The sequence below is a fragment of the Paenibacillus sp. J14 genome (assembly GCF_000518465.1).
Classification (GTDB): domain Bacteria; phylum Bacillota; class Bacilli; order Paenibacillales; family Paenibacillaceae; genus Fontibacillus; species Fontibacillus barengoltzii.
In genome coordinates this window covers 45,179-70,171 of the sequence record NZ_JADQ01000011.1, presented here as the reverse complement: position 1 = coordinate 70,171, position 24,993 = coordinate 45,179, and the positions used below count along the sequence as shown (strand labels likewise).

The window sequence follows — 24,993 nt, the reverse complement described above, 5'->3', positions numbered from 1 at the left end:
TAGAGGAGGAACATGATGAAGACGGGTTGGAAAATCGCAACGGCCGTGGTATTGATTGGCGGCAGTGTTTGGGCAGGATCGCTGCTGAATATGCAAGCGGAAGGGGCAGGGACGACGCCAGGAACCGCAGATGACCCTGTGGTTACGAAGAGCTACGTTGATCAAGCGATTCAGCAAGCTCTTGGTGGTGGAGTCTCCAGTTCACCAAGCGCGCCTTCCACTGGAGATACTGGGAGCAGTTCTAGCAGTGATGAGATAAAAATCGTGGAAGTCAAACCAGGCAAGATCCTCATTGCTTCTGCAGGGGCGGAGTTTATTGTTCGCGCCGGCAAAGCAGTCGTTTATAGCGCGGATGCCAACGGGGTTGCGGATCTTACCGACGGTAAGGATATTCCGAATGGCGGCACAGTTACGAATAATCACCTGTTATCTTTCCCAAGAGAAGGCCGGGGGATTCAAGTTCAAGAAGGCGATACCCACAACCTAACGGTCATGGTACGGGGCGGATACCAAATTAAATAGCCCGAGAATGCCCGGACGCGCGGTTGCTTGGAAGGAATGGGCAGCACAGACAATACTTCCTGAGCGTAATGAAGGTAAAGTGAGGCTATGCTACTCCTGAAACCAATTTCTCAGGAGGTGTCTGGATTATGGCAAGAGGCAATCGGAAAATCGTACCGGAAAGTCGTCAAGTACTGCAGCAATGGAAATATGAAATTGCTGCTGAGTTTGGTTTGCCTGTAGGGTATGGCGCGACAGGAGCTGGAGCGGATACGGAATTTGCCGGTGAACTGGGGGCCATTGGCAGCGGGCAAACCTATAGTGGAGGCTGGGGACATCTGACTTCCCGCGAAAACGGCTCTGTCGGCGGGGAAATTACGAAACGCCTCATCGCGCATGCCGAACAGAACTTCATCCTATAAATTATTCCACAAAAGTCATGAATTATTTTGACATGACTTGGCAAATGCGATACTATTTCCTTTGAGGATGTTAATCCAACCTTTTCCGATTTGGGAAAGGTTCATTTTTTGATTGGGCAGTATATTGTATTGGATAGACAGGCTATAGCCATACTATCCAAGGGAGGTTGAAACTATGTCCGTACAAGGGCGACACCTATTTACTTCCGAGTCTGTCACTGAAGGGCACCCGGATAAAATTTGCGACCAAATTTCCGATGCGGTACTTGATGCTTTTTTGGCAAATGACCCTTATGCTCGGGTAGCCTGCGAAGTGTCTGTAGCCACTGGGTTGGTGCTGGTAATCGGGGAGATCAGTACGAAATCCGAGTATGTCGATATTCCAGCGATCGTTCGTAAGACGGTTAAGGAAATCGGCTATACGCGTGCTAAATATGGTTTTGACTACAGTACCTGCGCCGTTCTGACATCGCTGAATGAACAGTCGGCGGATATCGCGCAAGGCGTAAACGCCGCTCTGGAAAGTCGCGATCAGGCACAGGTCGATAAAGAGACAGAAAATATCGGGGCTGGCGACCAGGGCTTAATGTTCGGGTTTGCTACAAACGAAACACCGGAGTTAATGCCGTTACCGATAGCCCTTTCGCATCGGATTGCACGCCGCCTTTCCGAAGTGCGTAAAGACGGAACGCTAGATTATCTTCGTCCCGACGGTAAAACCCAGGTGACGATTGAATATATTGACGGCAAGCCGAAACGTGTAGACACGATTGTCGTATCTACGCAGCATGCTGAGGAAATTACTTTGGATCAAATTCAAAGAGATATTAAGCAGCATGTTATCCTCCCTGTCGTTCCCGCGGAGCTGCTGGACGGGGATACGAAATATTTTATTAACCCGACAGGGCGTTTTGTTATTGGCGGACCTCAAGGGGATGCCGGCCTAACGGGACGCAAAATCATTGTAGATACGTATGGCGGTTATGCTCGTCATGGCGGCGGGGCTTTCTCGGGGAAAGACCCGACAAAGGTAGACCGATCTGCAGCGTATGCCGCTCGTTACGTAGCGAAAAACCTGGTTGCTGCAGGGCTGGCTGATAAAGTGGAAATCCAATTGGCATATGCGATTGGCGTTGCCAACCCGGTCTCCATCAACGTCGATACGTATGGAACTGGTAAAGTACCGGAAGAGAAGCTGGTGGAGCTCGTGCGGGAGAACTTCGACCTGCGCCCAGCGGGAATCATTCGTATGCTGGATCTGCGTCGCCCGATTTATCGTCAAACTGCTGCTTATGGTCATTTTGGCCGTACGGACATCGATCTGCCCTGGGAAAGAGTGGACAAGGCCGAGTTGTTAAAGGCACAAGCAGGGCTGTAATTGTATATTGCTTAAGACAAGGATACTCATCTATTTGAGCGAGTATCCTTTTTTATTCCCTGAATTCTAAACTCGCTGCTACCTTTTGCCGTTATTAATTATAGGTATGTCTTGAACTCGTATCATTTTTTACTTTACATATATGATTGCAACCGGGGAAGGGGAAAGGAAATGAAAAAGAAACTCTCGTTATGGATTGTTATTGCGATGATATTTAATATGTTCATAGGAGTATGGGGAGAGGACGTTGCGAGCGCGGCAAGTGCCACTGCACCATTACCTACTGTGGTTCCCGCGAACGGTTCTACGAATGTTCCAGTCGATACCAAACTGCAGATCAGCGTTCCTGGGGCGAGAATCAAGACGAACGGAACGCAGATGTATACGATATCTACAAGTTTGGGCGGGGTGACAGATAAAAAAGAAATTACCGTTACGGAATCTACTTATAGAGATTCTATTATATTGACGCCACCAACTTTATTGCAATATAACACAGTGTACACCGTTTCTTTGCCTGAGGATGCTTTTACTATCGAAGGAAGCGGTGAAACTACGGCAGCCTATAGCTGGTCTTTTACGACAGCCAAATCTTCAACGACGGCACTATCTGCATCCTTTAGTCCGAGCAATGGGAGTACGAATGTCAGCATTAACACCAAACCAACGATTACGTTTAACCGAAATATTAGATTGAATCCTGGTGTTGCAAATGGGGGAATTACGCTTAAAAAATCTAGCAACAATGCAATCGTACCTATTACGGTGTCGGCGAGTTCCAATCTTGTGACGATCTATCCAACAAGTTCAACGCTGGAGGCGGGTACTAGTTATTATATTGAAATTGCGGGGAACGGGATTTACGATGCTCAGAATACATTAATTTATTATGCAGGAATAAGTGGAAGTAATCGTTGGAGCTTCCAAACTGCTGCTCCTGATAAAACTGCACCCGTACTCCAAAGCGCAACGATGTATAGCAACACAGCTATTCGGTTATTGTACAATGAGCCATTGCTGTCCACTTCAAATTTGCCCACTTCCTATTTCACAGTGACAGTGAATGGAGAAACACGTCGGATTAGTTATGTTACCGTATCCGGGGATGCTGTATATGTAAACCTAGAGACTGGTGTAGCTGTCGGGCAGGATGTGAAAATCAGTTATACGGGTAGCACTTCGGGGATTCGGGATGTGGCCGGAAATGCTGCGGCTGCCTTCACCGGAAAAGTAGTTACTAACGGGATTGACTCGGTTATGCCGAAGCCAAAAGACGGGTATGCAACTAGCAACACGGTCACGTTGTATTTTAGTGATTCACTTAAGAGCCCTTCGAGTTATGCTTATCAACAATTCACGGTTACGGCTAATGGAAGTTCCAGGGGGATAAGTAGTCTATCCCATAGCGGCTCAACCATTACGCTGTATTTGTCCAGCTTGATTTCGAACGGTGATGTTGTCAAAGTATCCTATACACCAGGTTCTTATCCACTGCAGGATTACCGCGGTTTTGATATCGCGGGCTTCACCGATTACTTTGTTCGCAACACATATGATTCAGTGGCACCTGTATTTCAAGGGGTTGAGGGTTCTGGCAACAAAGTGATCTTAACGTATAATGAAGCATTGCGTACCAGCCCGACACCGTTAAAAAGCCAATTTTCGATACTGGTTAATAATGCACCGGTATATGTCACAGGTGTTGAAATTGTATCCAACCAAGTGATCCTAACCTTGGCTTCGTCATTTACAAAAGATCAGAACGTAACGTTATCTTATGTATCGGGTACAGGTGGCATCGCGGATCTAAATGGAAACCTGGCGGGTTACATCAACCTGCAGCCGGTAACATACAGTACCGTAGTTGAGGGGGTGCGTTCAGCCACGGTCACGGGAGATACGCTAACGATAACGTTCAATTCTACATTGAAGTCGGCGTCATATGTTCCGGTTAATCAATTCTACGTAAATGTGGATAACGTGAACCGTGGGGTTCAATCCGCGACTATTAGTGGCAATACGGTCATCCTGAAACTGAGCTCTGCTGTAACAGCCGGGCAGGTCGTAACATTGTCCTATCTGACAGGTGCGGCACCTTTATATGATAATCTGGGCAACATGATAAAAAGCTTTAATAATTTATCGGTACAAAACTTAATGGGTGGTCAGTCTACAACGCCAAACGGGGTCCAACCGGATTATCTGACCGTCATGAGTAATGCTCAGTTCGGAGTTAGTGGATATCTGTTAAACGTGAATACGGCCCAAGCTACTGACAGCCGGTCGCGTTTAGGCGCAGGAACAAAAAAATATACAATCGATAATACCAAGCTGCAGACGGCTTTTAGATATTTAGTAGACAGCAACGCTTCAGTCCGCAAAGTGGTATTTGAGGTACCTTCTACCGAGAAAGCAGCAGAAGTGGTTGTTCCACTTAGTGCACTGATGGATGTTTATAGTCGAGGAAAAACGGCTTCGTTTATGGTCAAATATAATCATGTGATGTATGAATTGCCGGTGGAAAAGATTCCGTTTACCGAAATTTCCAGGTTGCTTAATGTCAGTGCATTAAACTCAGCTTATCTTACCATTCAACTGGAGACGGTCACGAAAGCACAATTACCGGGGACGAACTACAGTAATGGAGTCACAACAACCCCGATGACGGACCCGGTGCAAATCTATGTGTCAGCATTTAACGGAGTGAATTCGCAAAACGCGGTAGAGGTGTCCCACAACGGACAACTTTACTTCCGAGCGACAAATACTTCGCCTAATGGTCAATTTTTGCTTATGAAATATGACGTAAATACACAAACCGTATCTTTTGTTCCGTCTAAAACAACAACTAGCGGCAGTGCAATCATCTTTAATGGGAAGATTAACGGCAATGCTGTAGTTGGTCCGGCGGTGGGCTACAGTTACTTCTCTGACACGACCAAGCATTGGGCTCGTGCGGACATTAATGAGTTGGCCAGTCGCTTGATCGTAACGGCTGCTTCGGGGTCGAAGTTTGAACCGGAGAAAAAAATCACCCGTGCTGAATTTGCGGTCTACATTGCAAAAGGCCTCGGACTGACTGGAGATGAATCCTATGCCCGTCGCTTCCCGGACGTTTCTTCTGGGACGACAGCGGCGTACATCGGGGCGGCGGCGAAGGCCGGGATTATTAACGGCAATACCGACGGCACGTTTAAGCCGAACAGCAACATCACGCGGGAGCAAATGGCGCTGATGATGGTGCGGGCGATGGAATACGCCGGTTACAATACGTCGATGAACGGAGCCAGTGCGGCAACGTTGACGAAATTCAAGGATGCGGCGAAGATCCAGTCCAAGGACACGGTGGCTAAAGCCGTGAAGGAAGGCATCATTCAGGGCATAACGACAAATACGTTCCAGCCGCAAGGCAATGCGACACGTGCGCAAGCGGCGGTCATGCTGAAGCGTGTATTGGATAAACTGAACTACATTTAATCCACAATGATTCCCGGCACTAGGGGACGAACCCTGGTGTCGGGATTTTTTTTGACGTGGCAGGGGAATGCATATGGCCAGATCGCTTTCGAGGATTATCCCGTTGCATCAGGTTGTGGAAAAGGGCTAAAAAGGTGTTCGGTAAGAGAGGACTTATCAACCGTTACATTGAGGGGCGATCCGCACGGTAACTAAATTAAGGCCCCATCGTTCTGAACGAAAGGGATCATCGTGCAAAAGAGTCGTGAAAAGGGGCGTACAGGCGTAAGCGGCTGAGCGGGTTAGTGACTTAGTGACAATTGAGTAAATGATCAAGTGCATAAGTGAATAAGTGCATAAGTTTGGTATTCGGAGTTGAGCAAGGCGGAGTGAGACCTCCTTTTGGGGATGTTTGCTCACAAGTTATCCACGGAATTCACATTATCCACAGAAGATAAGCACATCCGATAGGAGTAACAAACAAAAGTTATCCTAGTTTTCCACAGATTTTATCCCCAATATCCACATTACTCACATCTCTATTCCACAAAAGTAAAGAAGTTGATAGGTTCCTTTAACAATCTTGCTAAATTTCGTAACTTTTCGGCATAAAAGTAGTCTATTAATAAGGGACTAGCTTTATAGAAGCACGTTAGAAGCATGAACAGATGGGAGAGTTGTCTAACAAAATGGTAGTCAGAAGAGACGAAACCGGAACGAAACAAACCCAAGTGAATACGGATCTGGAAGTTGTCGAACGTCAAAACTCGAAGTTGGCCCACCTGGTGGCAAAGAGCGGCAAACGCATCGCACTTGTCACGCTGGCGGGATTGATATGGATTCAGCCTGTGATTGGCATTGGACCGATCGCGGGACCGGCTTTGACTGCGGAAGCAGCAGCAAGCCAAACGGTGAAGCTTAGCGAAGAAATGATCACGTCGGGGGCCAAGCTCGTGAAATACGAGTACACGGTGACCCGGTCGGGCAAACCGGTGAAGGTGCTGACCGATGTCATTGAGGTGGATTTGACGAATCCTTACGTCCAGCTGGACGTGATGACCGGCAAAGGGGGACAAGTAACGACGAGACAAAGCGTGGAAGGGATGGTCAAGGAAACCGGGGCTGTCGCCGGGGTGAACGGTGATTTCTTTGCGACCGGCGGCCAAGGCGTTCCGATGGGACCGGCGGTGTCGAAAGGGACCGTTGTTACCAGCCCAGCCCAGCTGCAGGGGATGTATGCTTTTGCCGTGCGCAATGACGGGACCCCGCTGATCGACCGTTTTGGCTTCAGCGGTACGGTGTTCGCCGAGGACGGTTCGACGTTCCCGCTTGCGGGCATCAACCAGGAATCCTATATGACCGAGCCAGATAAGGCCTACAGCCACGTGAATAAAATGTTTATTTATACGAGTGCCTGGAAATCGGAGGAACGTCCGGCAGCCAGCTCGACAACGCCAACCGAAGTGCTGGTGCAAGGTGGCGTGATTACGCAAATCTCCATCAAAGCGGCGATTCCGGGACCGGTGCCGGCGGATGGGTATATTTTGCGTGCGCATGGCACGGCGGCGGACTATGTAGCCGCTCACCTGCAAGTCGGTCAGCGCGTGGATACAGTCTATCAGCTGCAATCTTTGACTGACGGGCAACTCGTAGACCCGGCGGATCTGAAAATGATGATTGGCGGCCACACGCTATTGGTCGACCAAGGCAAAGCATCGGCGTTTACCCGTTCAACGACATCGATCAGCGGAGGCAGCGCCGTGGCACGGACCGCAGTAGGTTACTCCAAAGACGGGAAAACGGCCTATATCATTACCGCCGAGAAAAACAGCAACAGCACCGGCCTCACCTTGAAGGAGCTGCAAGGCTTCATGACGGGAATCGGTGTCTGGAAAGGCTTGAACCTGGACGGCGGCGGCTCCACAACGATGGTCACGCGGCCGCTGGCGGAAACGACGCCGCAGCTCACTTTTACGACGTCCAACGGGGCGGCGGGGCAGCGCGCGGTTGCCAACGGGCTTGGCGTATTTACGACGGCACCGCAAGGTTCGCTGCTTGGTCTCAAAGTCAGCGGCTCCTCCACGTTGTTCATCGGGCAAACTGTGCCGTACGCTTTGAAAGGATATGATACGTACTACAATCCGATCGATACGAGCGGCATCCAAGCTTCGTGGCAAGCCAGCAACGGCAACGTGGTATGGACCGACAGCGGCTTTAAAGGCGTGAAGGCGGGCACCGCCAAAATTACCGCCACCAGCGGGCAAGCGAAAACCAGCATGGACGTGAAGGTGCTGGGCGGCACGGATCTGGAAAGCCTGACGCCGGGCACAACGTTTGCTCCGCTGCAAGCAGGAACCAGCGTAACGGTCGCCGTAACCGCCAAGCTGAAGGATGGACGTACGGTTGACGTTCCAGCGGAATCGGTGAAATGGACGTTCAGCGGTATGAAAGCCAGCGTACAAGGCGGCGTGCTGACAGTCCAATCCGTGAACAATGGGGCGAAGTTTGCGTATGCGACGCCCGTCTATGACGGCTTTAACGGAACACCGGTCGTGCTGTCTGCTTCCACCGAAACGATCTGGGAAAGCTTCGAAAACGTCGCCTACCCGATTTCCTTCACCGGTCTTCCGGCTGAAGCGAAAGGATCGGTAAGCATTGTGCAAGGAACCGGCGAGCGCGCCAACTCCAAGGTGTTGAAGCTAGATTACGATCTGACCGGCGGTTCCGGCAGCAAGTTTGCTTATGCCCAATTTAACGGCACGAGCGGCAGAGCGATCCCGGACAACGCAACGACCTTGACGGTGGATGTGCTAGGCGATGCGAGTCTGAACTGGGTGCGCGCCGAGTTGTCTGACGCGGACGGCAAGCCAGTTTACATCGACCTCGCGCGTCCGATGGATTACACCGGCTGGAAGACGCTGACGGCGGATCTGACCGCAAATAACATCAAATTCCCGGCAAAGCTGAAGCGGCTTTATGTCGTAAACGTCGAAGAAGGCCAGGACGAACGGGCGCTGACGGGCAGCGTATCTTTTGACAATGTACGGTTTACGGCTCCTGCATCCGGCGGCAGCAACCAAGATTTCCCAAGCGCGAAGGCAGTGATGGTAATCGGCCAGAAGTCGATGACGGTAAACGGGAAGAAGCAAAACCTGGAAGTTGCGCCATTGCTCAAAGACAACACGACCTACGTGCCGATCAAGTACGTGTTGGACGTCTTTGGCGGGAACGCAGCTTGGAACGGGGCAGCCAAAAAAATCACGGTAACCCGCGGTGCTACGGTATTGGAGCTGACGGTGGGGCAGAAGACATTTTTGCTTAACGGGGTCTCTTCCAAAGCGGAGGTTTCTCCAATTATTGTTAACGGAAGGACTTTAGTCCCATTACGTTTGGTCTCCGAACAGCTTGGAATTGGCGTAAATTGGGAGAAGAAAACCAAATCCATTACCCTCGAATCATGATATGATTAGTCTGGGACTATACGGACTAAGAAACGGAGAAGGATTGTGTGGATTTTCAAGCAGATGCCATAGATCGCGTTATTAATAACGCCGTAAGCGTATTGAAAGACAGCAAGCTGCAGATCCTGGAAATACTAGATTCGGCCCGCAATGAGCTGAAGATGCTCAACAACGAGCTGCAAAATGTCATGAAGGAAACGGCGGAAACGGTAGAGAAGGTAGACCAGCTCGAGATCAACTACCGGAAATCCCGCATCCGGCTGACGGAAGTCAGCCGGGACTTCGTGCGTTATACCGAGGAAGATATTAAGCAAGCCTATGAAAAAGCAACCCAGCTCCAGCTCGACCTGCTCATTTACCGGGAGAAGGAAATGTATCTGAAGGCTCGCCGCGACGAACTGCAGAAGCGTGCACGCAACGTGGAGAAGTCGGTGGAGCGCGCCGAAACGATCAGCTCGCAGATGAGTGTTGTGCTGGAGTATTTTTCCGGTGAATTAGGACAAGTGACCCGGATTTTGGAATCTGCGAAGAACCGTCAGTTGATCGGATTGAAAATTATTTTGGCTCAGGAAGAGGAGCGCAAACGGATCTCCCGCGAGATTCACGACGGTCCTGCCCAGCTGCTGGCGAATCTAGTGCTAAGGACGGAAATTGTAGAAAGAATGCTTGCTAAGCAGGAATTTAAACTAGTACATGACGAAATAGTAGATTTGAAAGCGCAGGTCCGCTCGAGTTTGGAAGAGATGCGGAAGGTTATTTTTAATCTGCGGCCGATGGCTTTGGATGATCTGGGATTGATTCCGACGCTGCGGAAGTATGTACATGACTACGAAGAAAAAACGAAAATCAGAGCAACCTTTGAAACCCGGGGCAAAGAGCACCGGTTGTCCTCTCCGATGGAGGCAGCGATCTTCCGGCTGGTACAGGAAGCGCTGACCAATGCGGCGAAGCATGCTTTTCCAACTTATGTGGGCGTTGAAATCACGTACCAGGCACAAATGATCCGTATTGTGGTAACCGACAACGGGTTAGGCTTCAAAGTGGACCAACTGGAACAGAAGACGAAAGAGCATACGCACTTTGGATTGATTGGCATGCGGGAGAGAGTGGAGCTGCTCGAAGGCCGGATGGAAATTGAATCGGCGGCCAACTTGGGCACGAAAATCATCATTCATATCCCAACCAACTCAGATAAGAGAAAGGAGTACCAGGATGGATAGTCTTACTAGTGGAACCAGACAAGTGATTAAAGTTCTCCTGGCGGACGATCACCAGTTATTTCGTGAGGGTATGAAGCGGATTTTGAATATGGAGGAAGACATCGAAGTCGTTGGCGAATGCGGCGACGGCGCCCAGGTGCTGGAAAGCTGCTTGCAGCTTCAGCCGGAAATTGTACTGATGGACATTAACATGCCGTTGCTGAACGGCGTGGACGCTACGGCCGAGTTGCGCGAGGCGCTGCCGGACGTGAAGGTCATCATTCTGTCGATTCATGACGATGAGAGTTATGTTTTTGAAACGTTGCGCAAAGGTGCGACAGGTTACCTGCTCAAGGATATGGAGGCGGAGTCCCTGATCAATGCGATTCGTACGGTCGCGGAGGGCAATGCGTTCATTCATCCGAAGGTAACGGGCAAATTGATTCAGCAGCTGCGCCGGATGGAATACCTGAGCGAGACAGGAGCGATAGCCGAGGATACAGCGATCCGCGAAGCGGGCGTGAAATTCGTAGCTGGTGACGACAACCCGCTGACCCGCCGGGAGGCCGAAGTGCTTCGCTTGATGGCGGAAGGCCGCAGCAACAAGATGATTGGCGAACATTTGTTTATTAGTGAGAAGACGGTTAAGAATCATGTCAGCAGTATTTTGCAAAAAATGGACGTCGATGATCGCACCCAAGCGGTTATTAATGCGATTAAGTTCGGCTGGGTAACCCTATAAGATAGCTGGGCTGGGTCACTCGAAATTGCCTAACCGTCCCGTGGCTGGTTTTGAAGGGCTTGGCGGGATTCGGGCGGGAGGCTCTTTGTGGCCGGGGTTACCATTTTATTCATGATCTTGAAAAGTGAGGCGATGTTGCCGTTACATCCGGAGTCTGGGCAGCATTTGGTGTCCCGGTTGCATCATTAACGCCTCTCGAACGAACGGCACCGGCCAATATACATAGTGGGTGGAAGGCTAACGGATTTGTTGATATACCTTGCTCTGCGGCTCCTTCCATGCGAGCCCAGTAACCGACCTCTTGGCGGCGGCATATATTGTCGCTATAAGGGAGGTGGGTACGGTGGTTTCTTATATTGGCTGGATCCTTCTCAGCTACGGCTTGGCTGCGGCGTTGGTCCATGTTTTGCATGGAATAGTTCAGCAAGGAAATCGGAAAAATCGCAGGGTTCATTATATTTTGGTGACGAGCAATCATGAGAACCAAATGGAATGGTATTTGCGAGCGCTCTCGTGGTATGCGCGGCTGCGCGGTTTAGAACTACGGGTGACGGTATTGGACGAGAGCTCGCAGGACGATACGCTGGCAATCTTGCGGAAGCTCCAAAAGCAAGGCGGAATGGAACTCACCGTTATCGATTTGGCTGTGGTACGGCAAGAGGATGTGGAAGCGTATGCGGCCACGGTGGCTGAGGATGCGCCGATCTGCATCGACCTTCGCGTACCGCGGGAGGCGGACAAAATTCCATATGTCCATGTGTAAACAACATATGACTAGGCAGGCGCATAGCACTGCGCAGGTTAAAGTGTGAAGCACACTCTTTTATGGCGAGAAGCCGAGGAGTGTGCTTTTTTGCATTTTTACGGGTGAGATGGGGGCGATGGTGCATGGAGGAGGATTGGGTGCGCAGGAGAAGGAGCATCAAGAAGTGACATTGGAAGTGATAGGGGGTGATCAGTGGTGTGAAGCGGATGGGGCAGGGAGTGAGCATGACTGCTGGATGATGTTAGGCACCATTCGGTGGAATTCATGAGCAATTTGTAGTGGGTAAAGGGTAAAGAGCACCTGGCGTGAGGCGGACAGCCGTTCTAACGGAACACAGGGGCGTTATTAGCCTGGAATTACAAGACGAGGGATTTTAACGGAACGAGGAGGTCTTATTTGCACTATACATGGGAGTTTTGTTCTCTTTTTGGTCGGATAAGGTCTGCTGGTTCCGTTAGCCCGGGAAATAGCGGGGAAATAGGCAAATAAGGTCGCTCAGTTCCGTTACGAATGAAAAGGGATCTCCGGGTCATCAGGACAACTCAATAGGGGAACTTGATAGGGCCCAAGATGCGACAGAAGGTGTGAGGATTTTGGTGAAAGAAGTCGAAGTATCGGAGATATTTTGAAATTGAAAAAACTAAGATCTGAAAAAGAGGAATTATCCGAAAACTGTTGAAATATGGATAAAGATGTTAGAAATTAGGAGGACGGTGGAAATTGTGAGAGGGAGTCTGTATGCCGTACGCACTAAATCTGGATGGCAGCTTCGTGTTAGCTTAGATTTGCACGTTGACTTGTTGTGGTGGCTCGATCGAGAGGCGCACGCAATCTATTTATTATCCGAAGGATTACCGTTCGGTTGGGCGGTTGAGGCTAGAGATTCCTTCAAGGCATTCCGTGAGATGGATCGGTGGACAGAGCAGGAATGGGATCTTTTTTTGCTGCAGGTTTTGCAGGAAGAGATTAAAGCGGAGGCGAAGCTCATTCATCCGGCTGAGCCGTTAGATGAGGGTGCCCTGGTAGGTCGGCACCGGGGGTGGCTGGTGAAGGATGGCCAAGTCACGGCATGGGGACGGATGTTTAACCATCGCGGGAATGACGAGGATCATGAGGATCTTAGGACGGAAATAAGGTTGATGGATCGGGGCGGCGTGAGACAGGGGAAGGAACTGTCAGCGGACCTGAGCGGCGCGGGGCTGGAAAAGCAACAGCGAGAGGACATGGGCGGCGAGCTGGCTGAGCTCGCCGAAGCGGCGCAGCGCCTGGCGGCTGCGCTGGCGGGCCGCTCGCTGCTGGAGGCCGAGCTCCAGCAGCTGCTGGCGGAACGCCTGCCGGGCCTTGCCCCGGTCTGGCGTTCCGCCCTCCAGCACGCGCACCTGCAAGGGCGCGTGCAGCTCACGGCGGGCGTGGCCTCCGCCCGCCAAAACCCGGGCCCGCGCTGGCGCCGGGCCCGAACCTCCCGCTGCCGGCGCTGCGGCAGCGGGGTGCATCGCCGCACGCCCTGCGGGTCGTGCGGCTCTCGCGGCTGCGCCTACTGCGAGGCGTGCCTCGCGCTCGGGCGCAGCCGCTCCTGCGCGCTGCTGCTGCGCGGCAGCAGCGCGGGCGTCGTGCCGCCGCGTGCCGGGGGCGGCACGGCCGCGGGCCTGGCCCCCACCGGGTCCCTGCTGGACCGGTGGGGGCTGAGCCCCGCCCAGCGCAGCGCGGCGGGGCAGGCGCTGCGCTTCCTGGCGCAAGCGCAGGAAGCTGCTGCGCAGCGGCCAGGGGCAGCAACGGCTCACGGAAGGCCGGCTCTTCTTCTGGCCTCGCGGCGTTCCCCCTTGCGCCGGACGGAAACCAGGTCCCGTCCGCCACGCTTCCTACTCTGGGCCGTAACCGGCGCCGGCAAAACCGAAATGATTTTCCCGCTGCTGCGCTATGCATTGGATAGCGGCGGCCGGGTGCTGGTGGCGACGCCACGCCGTGATGTCGTGCTGGAGTTGGCCCCACGGGTGGCGAAGGCTTTTCCCGAGGAGCCGATGGCAGTCTTATATGGAGGAAGCCCGCAGCGATGGGAAGAAGCGCGGTTAATACTGGCTACAACCCATCAACTGATGCGGTTTTACCAGGCGTTTGATTTGGTCGTGATTGACGAGCTGGATGCTTTTCCCTATCACAATGATCCGATGTTGAACTATGCAGCGGAGGCCGCTTGCAAACCGGGGGGCCGTTTTATTTTGTTGTCCGCGACACCGCCTGCGCGAATGCGAAGAGAGATTCGGGCGGGCCGGCTGCCGCATGCTAAAGTGCCGGCAAGATATCACGGCTATCCGTTACCGGTTCCTGAGAGAATTACTATGGCGAGCGTGGAGGCTTGTCTCCGCCGCCGCGTTTTGCCCCCTGCTTTACTTCACTTACTGCGCCATTCCGTTCAACGTGGGGCACAAATTTTTCTCTTCGTAACCCGAATTCGTCAAATTGCGGCTTTTACCGAGCTTTTACGCACTTATTTTCCGGGACTCCCTATTGAAGGGACTTCTTCTATAGATCCAGACCGGAATGAGAAAGTGCTCGCTTTTCGGGAAGGACGAATTCGCATGCTGGTGACGACTACGATACTAGAGCGTGGCGTTACCGTACCTAAAAGCGATGTATACATAGTGGATGCGGACAGCGATTTGTTTGATGAAGCCTCTTTGGTCCAAATGGCAGGGAGAGCTGGCCGCTCCAAGGACGATCCGAAAGGAAAGGTTGTGTTTGCCGCACCGGCGTGGACCAAGTCACAACGTGATGCGATTCGGCAAATCCGAATGATGAACGCGGCTGCTTACAAAAACGGCTTTATAAAGGTAAAGGAGGTTCAATAATATGATGAAGTCATCCCAGAGTGTTGCGAATGACGGTTCAAGCACGCGAAACCGAAATCGGCGTGGGGCGGTCAAGTTCCGATATCCTAAGCCAAATTCCCAAGGACAATCCGTCGGCAGATTGTTTTCAGGGCATTTCGACGAGAATACCTATGCTCGAATTAGGTCTGGGCGGTCTACTTCAGCGGGAATAGGAGCACAAGCGGCAACCGAGATCTGTTCTGCGGATGATTTCTTGTCAAACCCTGTGTCCTCCAGCACTTATTGCTTTAGTGAGGAGAAAAGCTTTTCCTGGAATGGGTTATTAACACCTTTACATCAATTGTTGGCACCTCCCTCCATTCCTTGCTTAACGTGCGGCAAGACAATATCCGAGCGAGTGCGGGGCTATCCGGAAATATGCTTATCCTGCTATCTCTCGATCCCTTGGATCAAAAGCCCGCGCTGCCAAATTTGTGGTCGGTCGATGGGGTGCCCGGATTGCACCCGGAAGGGGCAAGCTCCCCGTAGCTTCGTGATGAATCGAAGTGCTGTTACCTATAACCCGATGATGCGCGAGTGGCTTGCTCAATATAAATACCGTGGAAATGAAACCTATGGCACGATTCTAGCTCGGATGACGGGGGTGGCTTATCGGCAAATGGTGAAGGAGCTAGAAGAAACAGGTGTCATAAGCAAAAATAAAATCGGCGAAACTTCTTTTCGTTTCCATGCAGTCACCGCCGTTCCAGTCAGCAGCGAACGCATGCAGGAACGGGGATTCAATCAAGCCGCCCGTCTGGCCTATGGTGCTGCGACTGCTGGCCGAATTCCTCTACTGCATTTGCTGGAACGTTCCCGCCATACTGAGAAACAAAGCTTCAAAACCCGCTGGGAGCGTCTCCATGATCTGCATGATGTTTTCCGCCCGTCTGCGCTTGCCGCAGACAAACTATTAACAGCGATAAACGAAGTGAAGTTGAATCGCACCAAATCCCCCTATTGGGCGGCGCCTCAGGGTTGGGTGATTGGAGGGGACGTGTGTGCCAACCCGCAGGTCTCCATGAGGAAACCCCATTTTTATGATGATACAAAGCCAGATCCTTTTTTCCAAATCCTTTCGGATCGGTCGCCCGAGCCGGTACGTATATTATTGGTCGATGACGTCTATACAACAGGAAGCACGCTTGAGGCTTGCTCCCGCGTACTTCATGAGCTTTGTGGACGCATAGGTCGCCGCGCCGAAGTTTATTGTTTGACTTGGGCTCGATCCTAGAAAATGTAAACTTCCTAATTCTTCTCATCAAATGTATAGACGAACCCCCCATAAATGAGGTAATCTAGCATCAAACGAAGCGATTCTTGAAAGGACGTCGAAGCATATGGGGATCAATCTAGAGAATTGTCCGCGCTGCGGGAGATTGTTTGCCAATAATTTCAGAGATATTTGTCCTTCTTGTATCAAGGAAATTGAAGAAGAGTACGAAAAATGCCTGAAATATTTGCGTGAAGAGAAAATGGCCACAATCCAGGAAGTTCATGAAGCAACTGGTGTTTCTATTCGTCAAATCACTAAATTCATAAAAGAAGGTCGTATTTCCGTTGCAAATAACCCGAACATGATGTATCCCTGCGAAGTATGTGGGGTATTAATTCGGGATGGAAATATGTGTGATTCTTGCCGCACCCGTCTTGTACGTGGTTTTGCTGCAGCAGCTAGAGAGGACTCTCAGAATGGCCAGGAATTTGGCGATAAGCGCGGTAATGGTGCTTACAATGCAATCGACAAATTCCGTAGTCCTTAATGACTAAAACCCTGTTTCTTTGGCATAATATTCTTTAAGCTCCAATCGTTCGCTATTAAAAAAGCCTAAACCAACGCCGATAAACTTAGTAAAGATTATCGGCTTTTTTATTTGAAGCGAGGTGAATGTAAGTTGAAAATCAATGAAACGGGAAGAATCGGCGGAATTAATCCATATCTACGAAATATTGAAAATCGTGACAACCATTTACCAAAAAAGAAACAAGTAGACCAAGTTTCCATCTCATTGGAGGCTAAGGGGATGCTTGAGGAATATAAAAAGGTTCAGGACCCTCAGCGTATTGAACGGATTGCCAAATTGAAGGAAGAGGTGTCGTCGGGGACATACCATGTGGAAGCCGGGAAAATCGCAGAGAAGCTAGCTCCATACTTTAAGTCGTTTATCGAATCAGGTGAAAAAGAATGAGTGTACAACAAGTTGTCGACGCATTGCGACATTTGGACGAGTTGTACCGCACCTTGATTGAACTTGGGGCTGAGAAGCAAAAAGCGATTATGGCTAATGATGTGGCTGGTTTGACTCAAGTCATGACCAAGGAAACCCGATTGCTGAAACAAGCAGCTGAGTTAGACGAACTGCGTGAGGAGTCCGTATTCCGGTTTTTGAAGGAGAAGGGAATTCGCTCACAATTAAACCTTACGATCACGGAAATGAGTCGCTTGGTATTTGATACCGAGGAGAAGCAGATGCTTTTGGACGCACAGAGGCAATTATCAATAACATTACAAGAATTGAAACGTCTTAACGCTATTAATAAAGAGCTAATTGAGCAGTCGCTTACGTTTATTGATTATAGCTTGAATCTGTTAACAAGCCTGCCTGAGGACGAATTGATGTACACTGATCCAACGAAACAACAGGCTACGAAGAAAAATAGAAGTTATTTCGATACTAGAGCATAAGGGACGACAGGAAGCGAGGTAAATTATGAGATCGACTTTTCATACGCTCGAAGTGGGCAAGCGAGGAATTCTGGCACAGCAAACAGCACTTGCCACAACTGGTCATAATATTACGAATGCCAATGCACCTGGCTACTCTCGTCAAGTTGCGAAAATGGCAGCGGCAAGACCCATTGAGTTCCCAGGATTAACCAAATCAACAAACCCCAACCAACTCGGCATGGGTGTAGAAGTTACCAGTATCAGAAGAATCCGCGACTTTCTGCTCGATATTGAGTATCGGAATCAAAATTCAGATCTATCCACTTGGAATGTTAAACAAGAGGCACTGTCCAATATTGAGGGGATCTTCAACGAACCTTCTGAAAACAGCATCGCCACAAGTATCTCGGAGTTTTGGAACGCTTGGCAACAATTGAGCAAAAACCCCAGTAGTTCGGACTTGTCCTCACGTACAGTCGTTCAGCAGAAAGCAATTGCTTTGACCGAAACTTTCAATCATATTGCATCACAATTAAATACGCTTAGTAGCAATATTACTCAGCGAATTGATGTGAAAGTGGCTGAAGCTAACAATACGATTCAACAAATCTCCGACTTGACGATAATGATCAATCGAGTGGAAGGTTTGGGGGATAACGCAAACGATCTGCGAGATCAGCGGGACTTACTCGTGGATCAATTATCTTCTTTAGGCAATGTCCAGGTTACAGAAACTGATGATAACTATCAGGTTATGTTTGGTGATGTACTAGTTGTGAATGGTACGCAGGCACCAGTAGAGTTTACTTTGGCTAATACAGCGTCTCTCACCAAGGGTGAGATTGCAGGATATATTGAATCTCGTGATGTATTTGTTCAAGGCTACATTAACCAAATGAATGTGATGGCAAACACTTTGGCAACAGGTAAAATTGAAGTCACATTACCTGCCGGATCTATTTTGCCGGATGGCGTTACAATTCCTGGAGCCCAAATGGATCCAGCCAACCCGCGGAAATTGATGCAGGATATTAAATATACCGTTGATGGGTTAAATGGTCTGCATAAGTTGGGGTACACTCTCCAGGAGCCAGCGACCGTGGGGAAAGATTTCTTTGTATCTAGCGATGGCGGAGCTATTACAGCGGCTAATATTCGTGTTAACCCGGAAATTCAAGCTAATCTTGCTAATATAGCGGCATCGATGCGCACAGAGCAGGTAACAGTGAACGGTGTTGTAACGGAGAAAGTGCTTCAAGGGAACGGAGACCTTGCTTTGCTCATCGCTTCACTATCCGAAGGGAAGTTTGATTACAGTACTCAGAACGGTGCGCTTACTAATGAAGGTACCTTTGGGAGCTATCTTCAATCGGTTATAGCTCAATTAGGTACGGATTCGGACGACGCTTACCGTATGGTTCAGAACGGCACGTTGTTGTCCGATCATGCTGATAGTATGCGACAGGCCGTAAGTAGTGTATCGCTTGATGAAGAAATGGCGGACATGATCAAATTCCAGCATGCCTACAGTGCATCCTCTCGTGTGATTACAACCATTGACGAGATGTTGGATAAACTAATTAATGGTACCGGTGTAGTCGGGCGGTAGATAGGAGATGAATGACAAATGCGTATTACTCAATCGATGATGAGCAGATCCATGATGAGCAATCTGCAAAATAACTACCGACGTTTGGACAAGTATCAGGAGCAAATGATGACGAACCGTCGCCTCAACCGTCCTTCCGACGATCCAGTTGGCGTCGCAAGCGCCTTGCAATATCGGGCAGAGATTAGCTCGACTACGAAGTTTGAAGAGAATGTGGAAGATGCGGATTCTTGGATGGCTTTTACGGATAGCGTATTAACGGAAACAACGCAAATTATACAGCGTTTGTCTGAACTCGCGGTGCAAGGTGGAACGGATACCGTCCCGGCTGATGCGAGAAATAATATAGCTCAAGAAGTGGATCAGCTTTACAAGCAACTGGTTTCCCTCGGCAATTCTCAATTCAAGGGGAAATACATCTTTAACGGGGAACGCGTGAATGAACAGCCATATCCAAGCGATCCAGCTAATACAGCATATAGTTTGGATCAAGGAGAGATGCGGTATCAGATCGGTGCGGGAATATATATTCCCGTGAATTTACAGGGGGATAAGGTGTTTGGAGTATCGGGAGATCCGGAAGGGCTCTTTGCAGTTATTGACAACTTCAAACAGGCATTAGCGGATACAAGCCCAACAGGAACAACGGCCATTCAAAACATTATTCCAGCTCTTCAGAAGAATCTCGAGAATGTGATTACCGCCCAAGCTGAAGTCGGTGGTAAGCAAAACCGATTGACATTTACCTTAAACCGTCTCAGCGACTTGAATCTCAATTATACTTCATTGCAGTCAAAAACAGAGGATGCCGATATGGCTTCTGTAATTACAGAGCTTAAAACCGCTGAAAGTATATATCAGGCATCGTTGGATACAATGGCTAGAATTATTCGGCCTAGCTTGGTTGATTTTTTGAATTAGGGGTGAGATTTTGAATATTCCTCAAATACAAATTCACCAGGGTTTCAGCCGTATCGCCATTAAGACGACTAAGGGACAGTGGAGTATTAAGCAACCTAAACCTTCGATGAATCTTCATCAAGAACTCGGGGAATTGACAATTGAACGCACAAAAAGTTCGTTGGATATTGACCAGCGAAAAGCTTGGTCAGCCCTTGGGAGAGCAAAGATTGACGAGTTTTGTGATCGGATCTCACAGAGTGCCTTGGAATCTTCAATGCAGAATATTGCAGAGATTGCCCAGGCTGGTGATCGAATGATGGCTATTCATCTTCCGGGAAATGCATTCGCAGAAATTGCTCGACAGAATGCGTTTAAGGATCGGCCTATTGAATTCAGGGGAGAAGCGAGATATGACAATGTCGACATTACATATACTCCTGGTACATTATCGATTAGTTATTTTCCGAAGAAGGTAACTGCAGAACCGGAGACACATAAGCCGATTATCGATTATTATCCTGGCAAGGTAAATCCTTATCTAATTCAAAAAAACTTTATATTTATCACAGCAACCGGAAGGAACTTAGATGAGGTTGTCTAAGTGTTTTGCAAATAGCTATAATGAACGCTAGAAAGTGCTTCATGTATAGCTTTTTTATTTTCAAGCAGGGGGTATTCCGTTGAAAATTCAATCATCCAGATTTGGTGAGTTTAGTGTGAAGCAAGAGGACATATGGCACTTCAAATCCCCTATTTTAGGGTTCGAAAATTATGAGAAGTTTGTTCTTTTGCCTGGGGTAGCAGAAACATTCGAATATATCCAATCAACAGAAGATGAACATTTGGTTTTTATCACAACAGATCCGTTTCTGTTTTGTCCCGAGTATGATTTTACCATCGATAAGCGATGGTTAGAGTTGCTTCAAATCCAGAAGGAGGAGCAAGTTGTTGTACGCTCAATTGTAACGGCTAGATCAATCTCTGATATCACTATAAATTTACAGGCACCTCTAATTATGAACATAGATACCTTATTTGCTGCTCAAATTGTGCTCGAACGTTCGGCTTATGGGCCTCGTTATTCAATCATGGACCTTCGAAAACAGGAGGGGCAGCATGCTGATATTATCGAGAAATAAAGGGCAGAAGATCATAATCAATCAAGATATTGCCATTTCGGTTATCGATATTTTGGGAGATCAAGTTAAAATTGGTATAGAGGCACCGGATCAGGTGACAATCTATCGGGAGGAAATTTACGAATTGATTCAAAAGCAAAATAAAGAAGCTGCTGTTGAGTCAATTGGAAATCAGACTGAATTACTTAAGCGAATGGTGCCTCCAACGAAGAAATAATTTTTGAAAAAACAAAAAAGCTATAAACAATATTGAGTCTTGTCCGATATATATATCATGGGACGAAAGGCATGGTGTTGACGGCCGTACACCATGTATCGACCAAAAAAGGGTGTAAGCAAGGATGCTAAACACCAGTACATTCCAAGGAGGATTTTTATTATGCGTATTAACCACAATATTTCTTCTTACAATGCACAACGTCAATTGACCATTAACAACAATGCTCAAAGCAAATCTTTGGAGAAATTGTCTTCTGGTTTCAGAATCAATCGTGCTGCTGACGATGCAGCTGGTCTGGCGATTTCCGAGAAAATGCGCAACCAAATCCGTGGTTTGGAACAAGCTAACAAGAACTCTTTGGATGGCATTTCCTTGATCCAAACAGCTGAAGGTGCTTTGAACGAAACTCATGCTATGCTGCAACGTATGGCTGAGCTGTACGTACAAGGCGCAAACGAAGTGCTGACAACAACTGATGCTAAGAAAATCGATGACGAAATTGCACAACTGTCCGCTCAAATTGGTTCTATCGCTTCTCAAACTCAATTCAATACGAAGAAACTTCTTGACGGAACAACAACATCGATCTCTTTCCAAGTTGGCGCAAACAGCGGCGAAGTTATTGGCCTTTCGCTTTCTTCCGCTACTGCGACTGCACTGGGAGTTAACATGGATGCTACAGCGGGCTTGTTGACTCTTACTTCCGGTAATTCGGCGACAGTTCTGAACTCCATTGCCAGCGCAAACCTGGATAAAGTTCAATCCGCTATTAACAAAGTATCCGAGCTTCGTTCTAATCTCGGTGCTGTTCAAAACCGTCTGGAACATACGATCAACAACTTGGGAACAACTGCTGAAAACCTTCAAGCGGCTGAATCGCGTATCCGTGACGTTGATATGGCGAAAGAAATGTCGGAATTCACGAAGAACGGTATCCTGCAACAAGCAGCTCAAGCAATGTTGGCTCAAGCGAATCAGCAACCTCAAGGTGTTCTGCAACTTCTTCGTTAATCTGCAACAGAGCCGGCCGGGAAACCGGCCGGTTTTTTTAGTATAGACCAATAATCGAATTAGGGGGATACAAAGGTGAGAGTTGATCCAAATTCATCATCGACATCCTTAATGCCATGGTTCAAGAGTCTCTCAAATGAGGAGATTGTGGAAAAAATGGCTGATTCGGTTCCTCTTTCAAATGAACAGCATTCTATACCGAAACTTGTCGATAAAGTGAACAAAAAGCTTGAAGAAACCGGTACTTATATTCGAGTTAAGGTTCACGAAAAAACCAACACGATTATGGTTGTAGTGTTGAAAGATGAAACGAACGAGGTCGTCCGGGAAATCCCGAGCGAGAAAATGCTCGATGTTATGTATAACCTTAGTCAAAAGGTTGGTATTTTTGTTGACGAAAAGATGTAAAGGAGGTATGCAGGGATGGCAAGTATAAGCTCCCCAAGTCGTCTGACCGGTTTTAGTGGAATGCTCGACACGGAAAGTATCATACAGAAATTGATGGCCGCAGAAAGAGTACCCCTTGATAATATCCTTAAAAAGAAGCAGTTCACTTTGTGGAAAAGACAAGATTATATGTCGATGAATACAAAACTGCTATCGTTTAAAAATACTATCAATGAACTTCGATTTGAGAGTAACTATGAAAAAACAACATCGACATCATCGAACACCTCAGTGCTGGAGATCACTTCGTCAGGTAAAAATGTTGGAACAAGCAATGTAACGGTTACTGAATTGGCCGAATCAGCAATGATTGTCGGTAAGGTAACGGGTTCTTCCACTACACCTGTAGCCACTAGTGGGACTTTTAATGTAAAGGGCTCCAAAGGGAACGTGGATATCAGTTTTACTGCCGGTAATTCTACAATTGATTCCATTGTAAAGAGTATCAACAACAATTCAAGTGTAACCGGAGTGACTGCCAGCTACGACCCTAATAGCGGTGCTTTATATTTATCAAGTACAGATGTAGGGGGAGCAGCTGAAGTAAATGTCTCCGGTGATATAGCATTGTTTGGTTTTGCTTCAACGAGTGATAAAGGAAGCGATGCTGTATACACTGTTAACGGAGTGTCACTAACTTCTTCATCAAACTCTGTATTTATTAACGGAACTCAGGTTGTTTTAAAAGGTAAAGGACAAGCCTCTATCGGATCAGTTACTGATCGTAGCGGAGTGGTTGATAAGATTAAGAACTTTGTTGAGCAATATAACGCTTTGATCGATGCATTCTCTACTGCAACAACAACGAGGAAAAATAGAGACTATGCTCCGCTTACTGATGAGGAAAAGGAAGCAATGAGCGAAAGTCAAATCGAAAAATGGGAGGCTAAAGCAAAGGAAGGTACATTGTACAATGACTCAATATTAAAAGATACCTTGTCTTCCATGCGTAATAGCTTAAATACACCTCTTAATGCAGCAGCTGGTGAGATTTCTTTGCTTTCGCAAATTGGCATTAAAGTAAAGTCTGCATATACGGAGAATGGGAAGCTTGAGATTGATGAGGCTAAATTAATGGACGCCGTGAATAATCACTTTGATGAGGTCAAACGGTTGTTTGCTTCGGGTTCAACACTTACCGAAGTACAAGGAAAAACTAACCTATCTATTTCAGACAGACTATATAATATTGCTAATGACCAATTGGCAGCAATTAAGAAAAAAATCGGAAGTACCGGTTTGGCTGAAACAGTTGATGATAGTATTATGGGCAAAGAACTCAAAGAACTGAATGCCCAAGAGGCAAAGTGGAAATCAAAACTACTTGATATTGAAGATCGATACTACAAGCAATTCTCTGCCATGGAACTAGCATTGCAAAAATTAAATAGCCAGAGTTCAATATTTGCTTCGATGAGTTAAGTCAAAATTTACTGACGCAATTATTCTACCAATAAAATGATTGATGGAGCGAGGTAACGATGCAAAACGCAATTCAACAGCAGTACTTGAAGGTTCAAGTTGAGACAGCCAGTCCTGGTGAATTGACTTTAATGCTATATCAGGGAATGGTTAAATCATTACTTTTAGCAAAATCCCAATATGCTCAAAAACAGTACGAAGCAATGAATGAATCCCTGCATAAAGTTCGGTCCATTATTAGCGAACTGATGATTACGTTGAATATGGATTATCCCATTGCTAAAGATCTGTATCGACTGTACGAGTTCTATAACGGACATATTGCTAGATTTATGATTAAAAGAGAAGAGCCTATGTTGGATGATGTATTGGAATTTGCACGGGGACTTGCTGAAACTTGGAAAAAGGCAATGCACTCTTTAAAGGTAGGCCAAGAAAATGTCTAGTCAGAGGTTCAACCCGCTTGTTGAACTCATGCAAATTTATGAACAAATACTAGAAAAGCATAGTTTTGAAGAATATGAGAAATATGCTAGTATTCTAGATCAATTGTATAACGAGATTAATGGGATGAAAAGAACAGAGGGAGATTTGGAATTTCTAGATAAGGTTCGAGAACTGCATGAGCAAATCATTCATTTTATTACGTTAGAGAAGGAAAAATTGGGTCAGGAGATTATTATGTTTAATAGAAAAAAGCGAGTGACACAGGATTATGGGAAATATAATGCCAATGATGTCGGCGCTTTTTTTGTAGATTTTAAAAAATAAAAGAGGAGGAG

Annotated in this window: 23 protein-coding genes; all 23 read left to right on the top strand. The window is 47.9% G+C overall.

Features of this window, described 5'->3' with window-relative positions:
* The first annotated feature begins 15 nt into the window (after window positions 1-15).
* The 23 genes from M891_RS0105745 (at window position 16) to M891_RS0105625 (ending at window position 24,982) form a co-directional block, all read left to right on the top strand.
* The gene (locus M891_RS0105745; RefSeq protein ID WP_016314147.1) at window positions 16-522 is read left to right on the top strand and encodes a hypothetical protein; all 507 of its coding nucleotides are present in this window, start codon (window positions 16-18) and stop codon (window positions 520-522) included.
* Window positions 523-650: 128 nt separating this feature from the next.
* A complete protein-coding gene (locus tag M891_RS0105740; protein ID WP_028538155.1) occupies window positions 651-923 on the top strand; it encodes an alpha/beta-type small acid-soluble spore protein in 273 nt (90 codons plus the stop codon).
* A 175-nt stretch (window positions 924-1,098) separates the two neighbouring features.
* Window positions 1,099-2,301, top strand: coding sequence for a methionine adenosyltransferase (gene metK, locus M891_RS0105735; protein WP_028538154.1), 1,203 nt, complete (start codon window positions 1,099-1,101; stop codon window positions 2,299-2,301).
* Window positions 2,302-2,472: 171 nt separating this feature from the next.
* Window positions 2,473-5,778, top strand: coding sequence for a SwmB domain-containing protein (locus tag M891_RS23400; RefSeq protein WP_051416854.1), 3,306 nt, complete (start codon window positions 2,473-2,475; stop codon window positions 5,776-5,778).
* Window positions 5,779-6,425: 647 nt separating this feature from the next.
* Complete coding sequence (locus M891_RS0105725; RefSeq protein ID WP_084628825.1) at window positions 6,426-9,218, top strand: stalk domain-containing protein; 2,793 nt, start codon at window positions 6,426-6,428, stop codon at window positions 9,216-9,218.
* 47 nt (window positions 9,219-9,265) lie between these two features.
* Window positions 9,266-10,438 carry a sensor histidine kinase gene (locus tag M891_RS0105720; RefSeq protein ID WP_028538152.1) on the top strand — a complete coding sequence of 391 codons (1,173 nt, stop codon included), beginning with the start codon at window positions 9,266-9,268 and terminating at the stop codon, window positions 10,436-10,438.
* Window positions 10,431-11,159: a response regulator gene (locus M891_RS0105715; RefSeq protein WP_028538151.1), complete on the top strand. Its 729-nt coding sequence runs from the start codon at window positions 10,431-10,433 to the stop codon at window positions 11,157-11,159. Before M891_RS0105720 ends, M891_RS0105715 begins: the two co-directional genes overlap by 8 nt.
* A 343-nt stretch (window positions 11,160-11,502) precedes the next feature.
* Window positions 11,503-11,922, top strand: a complete 420-nt coding sequence (locus M891_RS0105705) for a hypothetical protein (RefSeq protein ID WP_028538150.1) — start codon at window positions 11,503-11,505, stop codon at window positions 11,920-11,922.
* A gap of 725 nt (window positions 11,923-12,647) precedes the next feature.
* Window positions 12,648-14,771 (top strand): DEAD/DEAH box helicase, encoded by a 2,124-nt coding sequence (locus M891_RS25515; protein ID WP_028538149.1) that lies wholly within the window; start codon window positions 12,648-12,650, stop codon window positions 14,769-14,771.
* Window positions 14,772-15,288: 517 nt separating this feature from the next.
* Window positions 15,289-16,026, top strand: a complete 738-nt coding sequence (locus M891_RS0105690) for a ComF family protein (protein ID WP_051135020.1) — start codon at window positions 15,289-15,291, stop codon at window positions 16,024-16,026.
* A gap of 112 nt (window positions 16,027-16,138) precedes the next feature.
* Entirely contained in the window at window positions 16,139-16,555 is a 417-nt protein-coding gene (locus M891_RS0105685; RefSeq protein ID WP_028538147.1) for a TIGR03826 family flagellar region protein, read from the top strand.
* A 132-nt stretch (window positions 16,556-16,687) separates the two neighbouring features.
* Window positions 16,688-16,981 (top strand): flagellar biosynthesis anti-sigma factor FlgM, encoded by a 294-nt coding sequence (locus tag M891_RS0105680; protein WP_028538146.1) that lies wholly within the window; start codon window positions 16,688-16,690, stop codon window positions 16,979-16,981.
* Complete coding sequence (locus tag M891_RS0105675) at window positions 16,978-17,478, top strand: flagellar protein FlgN (protein ID WP_028538145.1); 501 nt, start codon at window positions 16,978-16,980, stop codon at window positions 17,476-17,478. Before M891_RS0105680 ends, M891_RS0105675 begins: the two co-directional genes overlap by 4 nt.
* A gap of 25 nt (window positions 17,479-17,503) precedes the next feature.
* Window positions 17,504-19,069 carry a flagellar hook-associated protein FlgK gene (gene flgK / locus M891_RS0105670; protein WP_028538144.1) on the top strand — a complete coding sequence of 522 codons (1,566 nt, stop codon included), beginning with the start codon at window positions 17,504-17,506 and terminating at the stop codon, window positions 19,067-19,069.
* 18 nt (window positions 19,070-19,087) lie between these two features.
* A complete protein-coding gene (gene flgL / locus M891_RS0105665; protein ID WP_028538143.1) occupies window positions 19,088-19,990 on the top strand; it encodes a flagellar hook-associated protein FlgL in 903 nt (300 codons plus the stop codon).
* A gap of 10 nt (window positions 19,991-20,000) precedes the next feature.
* Window positions 20,001-20,573 carry a DUF6470 family protein gene (locus M891_RS0105660; RefSeq protein WP_028538142.1) on the top strand — a complete coding sequence of 191 codons (573 nt, stop codon included), beginning with the start codon at window positions 20,001-20,003 and terminating at the stop codon, window positions 20,571-20,573.
* Between the two features lie 79 nt (window positions 20,574-20,652).
* On the top strand, window positions 20,653-21,111 hold the full coding sequence (gene fliW, locus M891_RS0105655) for a flagellar assembly protein FliW (protein WP_028538141.1): 459 nt from the start codon (window positions 20,653-20,655) through the stop codon (window positions 21,109-21,111).
* Window positions 21,089-21,328 carry a carbon storage regulator CsrA gene (gene csrA / locus M891_RS0105650; RefSeq protein WP_028538140.1) on the top strand — a complete coding sequence of 80 codons (240 nt, stop codon included), beginning with the start codon at window positions 21,089-21,091 and terminating at the stop codon, window positions 21,326-21,328. The genes fliW and csrA overlap by 23 nt, the downstream gene beginning before the upstream one ends.
* A gap of 162 nt (window positions 21,329-21,490) precedes the next feature.
* A complete protein-coding gene (locus M891_RS0105645) occupies window positions 21,491-22,342 on the top strand; it encodes a flagellin N-terminal helical domain-containing protein (RefSeq protein ID WP_028538139.1) in 852 nt (283 codons plus the stop codon).
* A 75-nt stretch (window positions 22,343-22,417) separates the two neighbouring features.
* Window positions 22,418-22,750, top strand: coding sequence for a flagellar protein FlaG (locus tag M891_RS23395; protein ID WP_127576022.1), 333 nt, complete (start codon window positions 22,418-22,420; stop codon window positions 22,748-22,750).
* Between the two features lie 15 nt (window positions 22,751-22,765).
* Window positions 22,766-24,211: a flagellar filament capping protein FliD gene (gene fliD, locus M891_RS0105635; protein ID WP_028538138.1), complete on the top strand. Its 1,446-nt coding sequence runs from the start codon at window positions 22,766-22,768 to the stop codon at window positions 24,209-24,211.
* A 59-nt stretch (window positions 24,212-24,270) separates the two neighbouring features.
* Window positions 24,271-24,657, top strand: a complete 387-nt coding sequence (gene fliS / locus M891_RS0105630) for a flagellar export chaperone FliS (RefSeq protein ID WP_028538137.1) — start codon at window positions 24,271-24,273, stop codon at window positions 24,655-24,657.
* The gene (locus M891_RS0105625; protein ID WP_028538136.1) at window positions 24,650-24,982 is read left to right on the top strand and encodes a hypothetical protein; all 333 of its coding nucleotides are present in this window, start codon (window positions 24,650-24,652) and stop codon (window positions 24,980-24,982) included. Before fliS ends, M891_RS0105625 begins: the two co-directional genes overlap by 8 nt.
* Window positions 24,983-24,993: the final 11 nt, after the last annotated feature.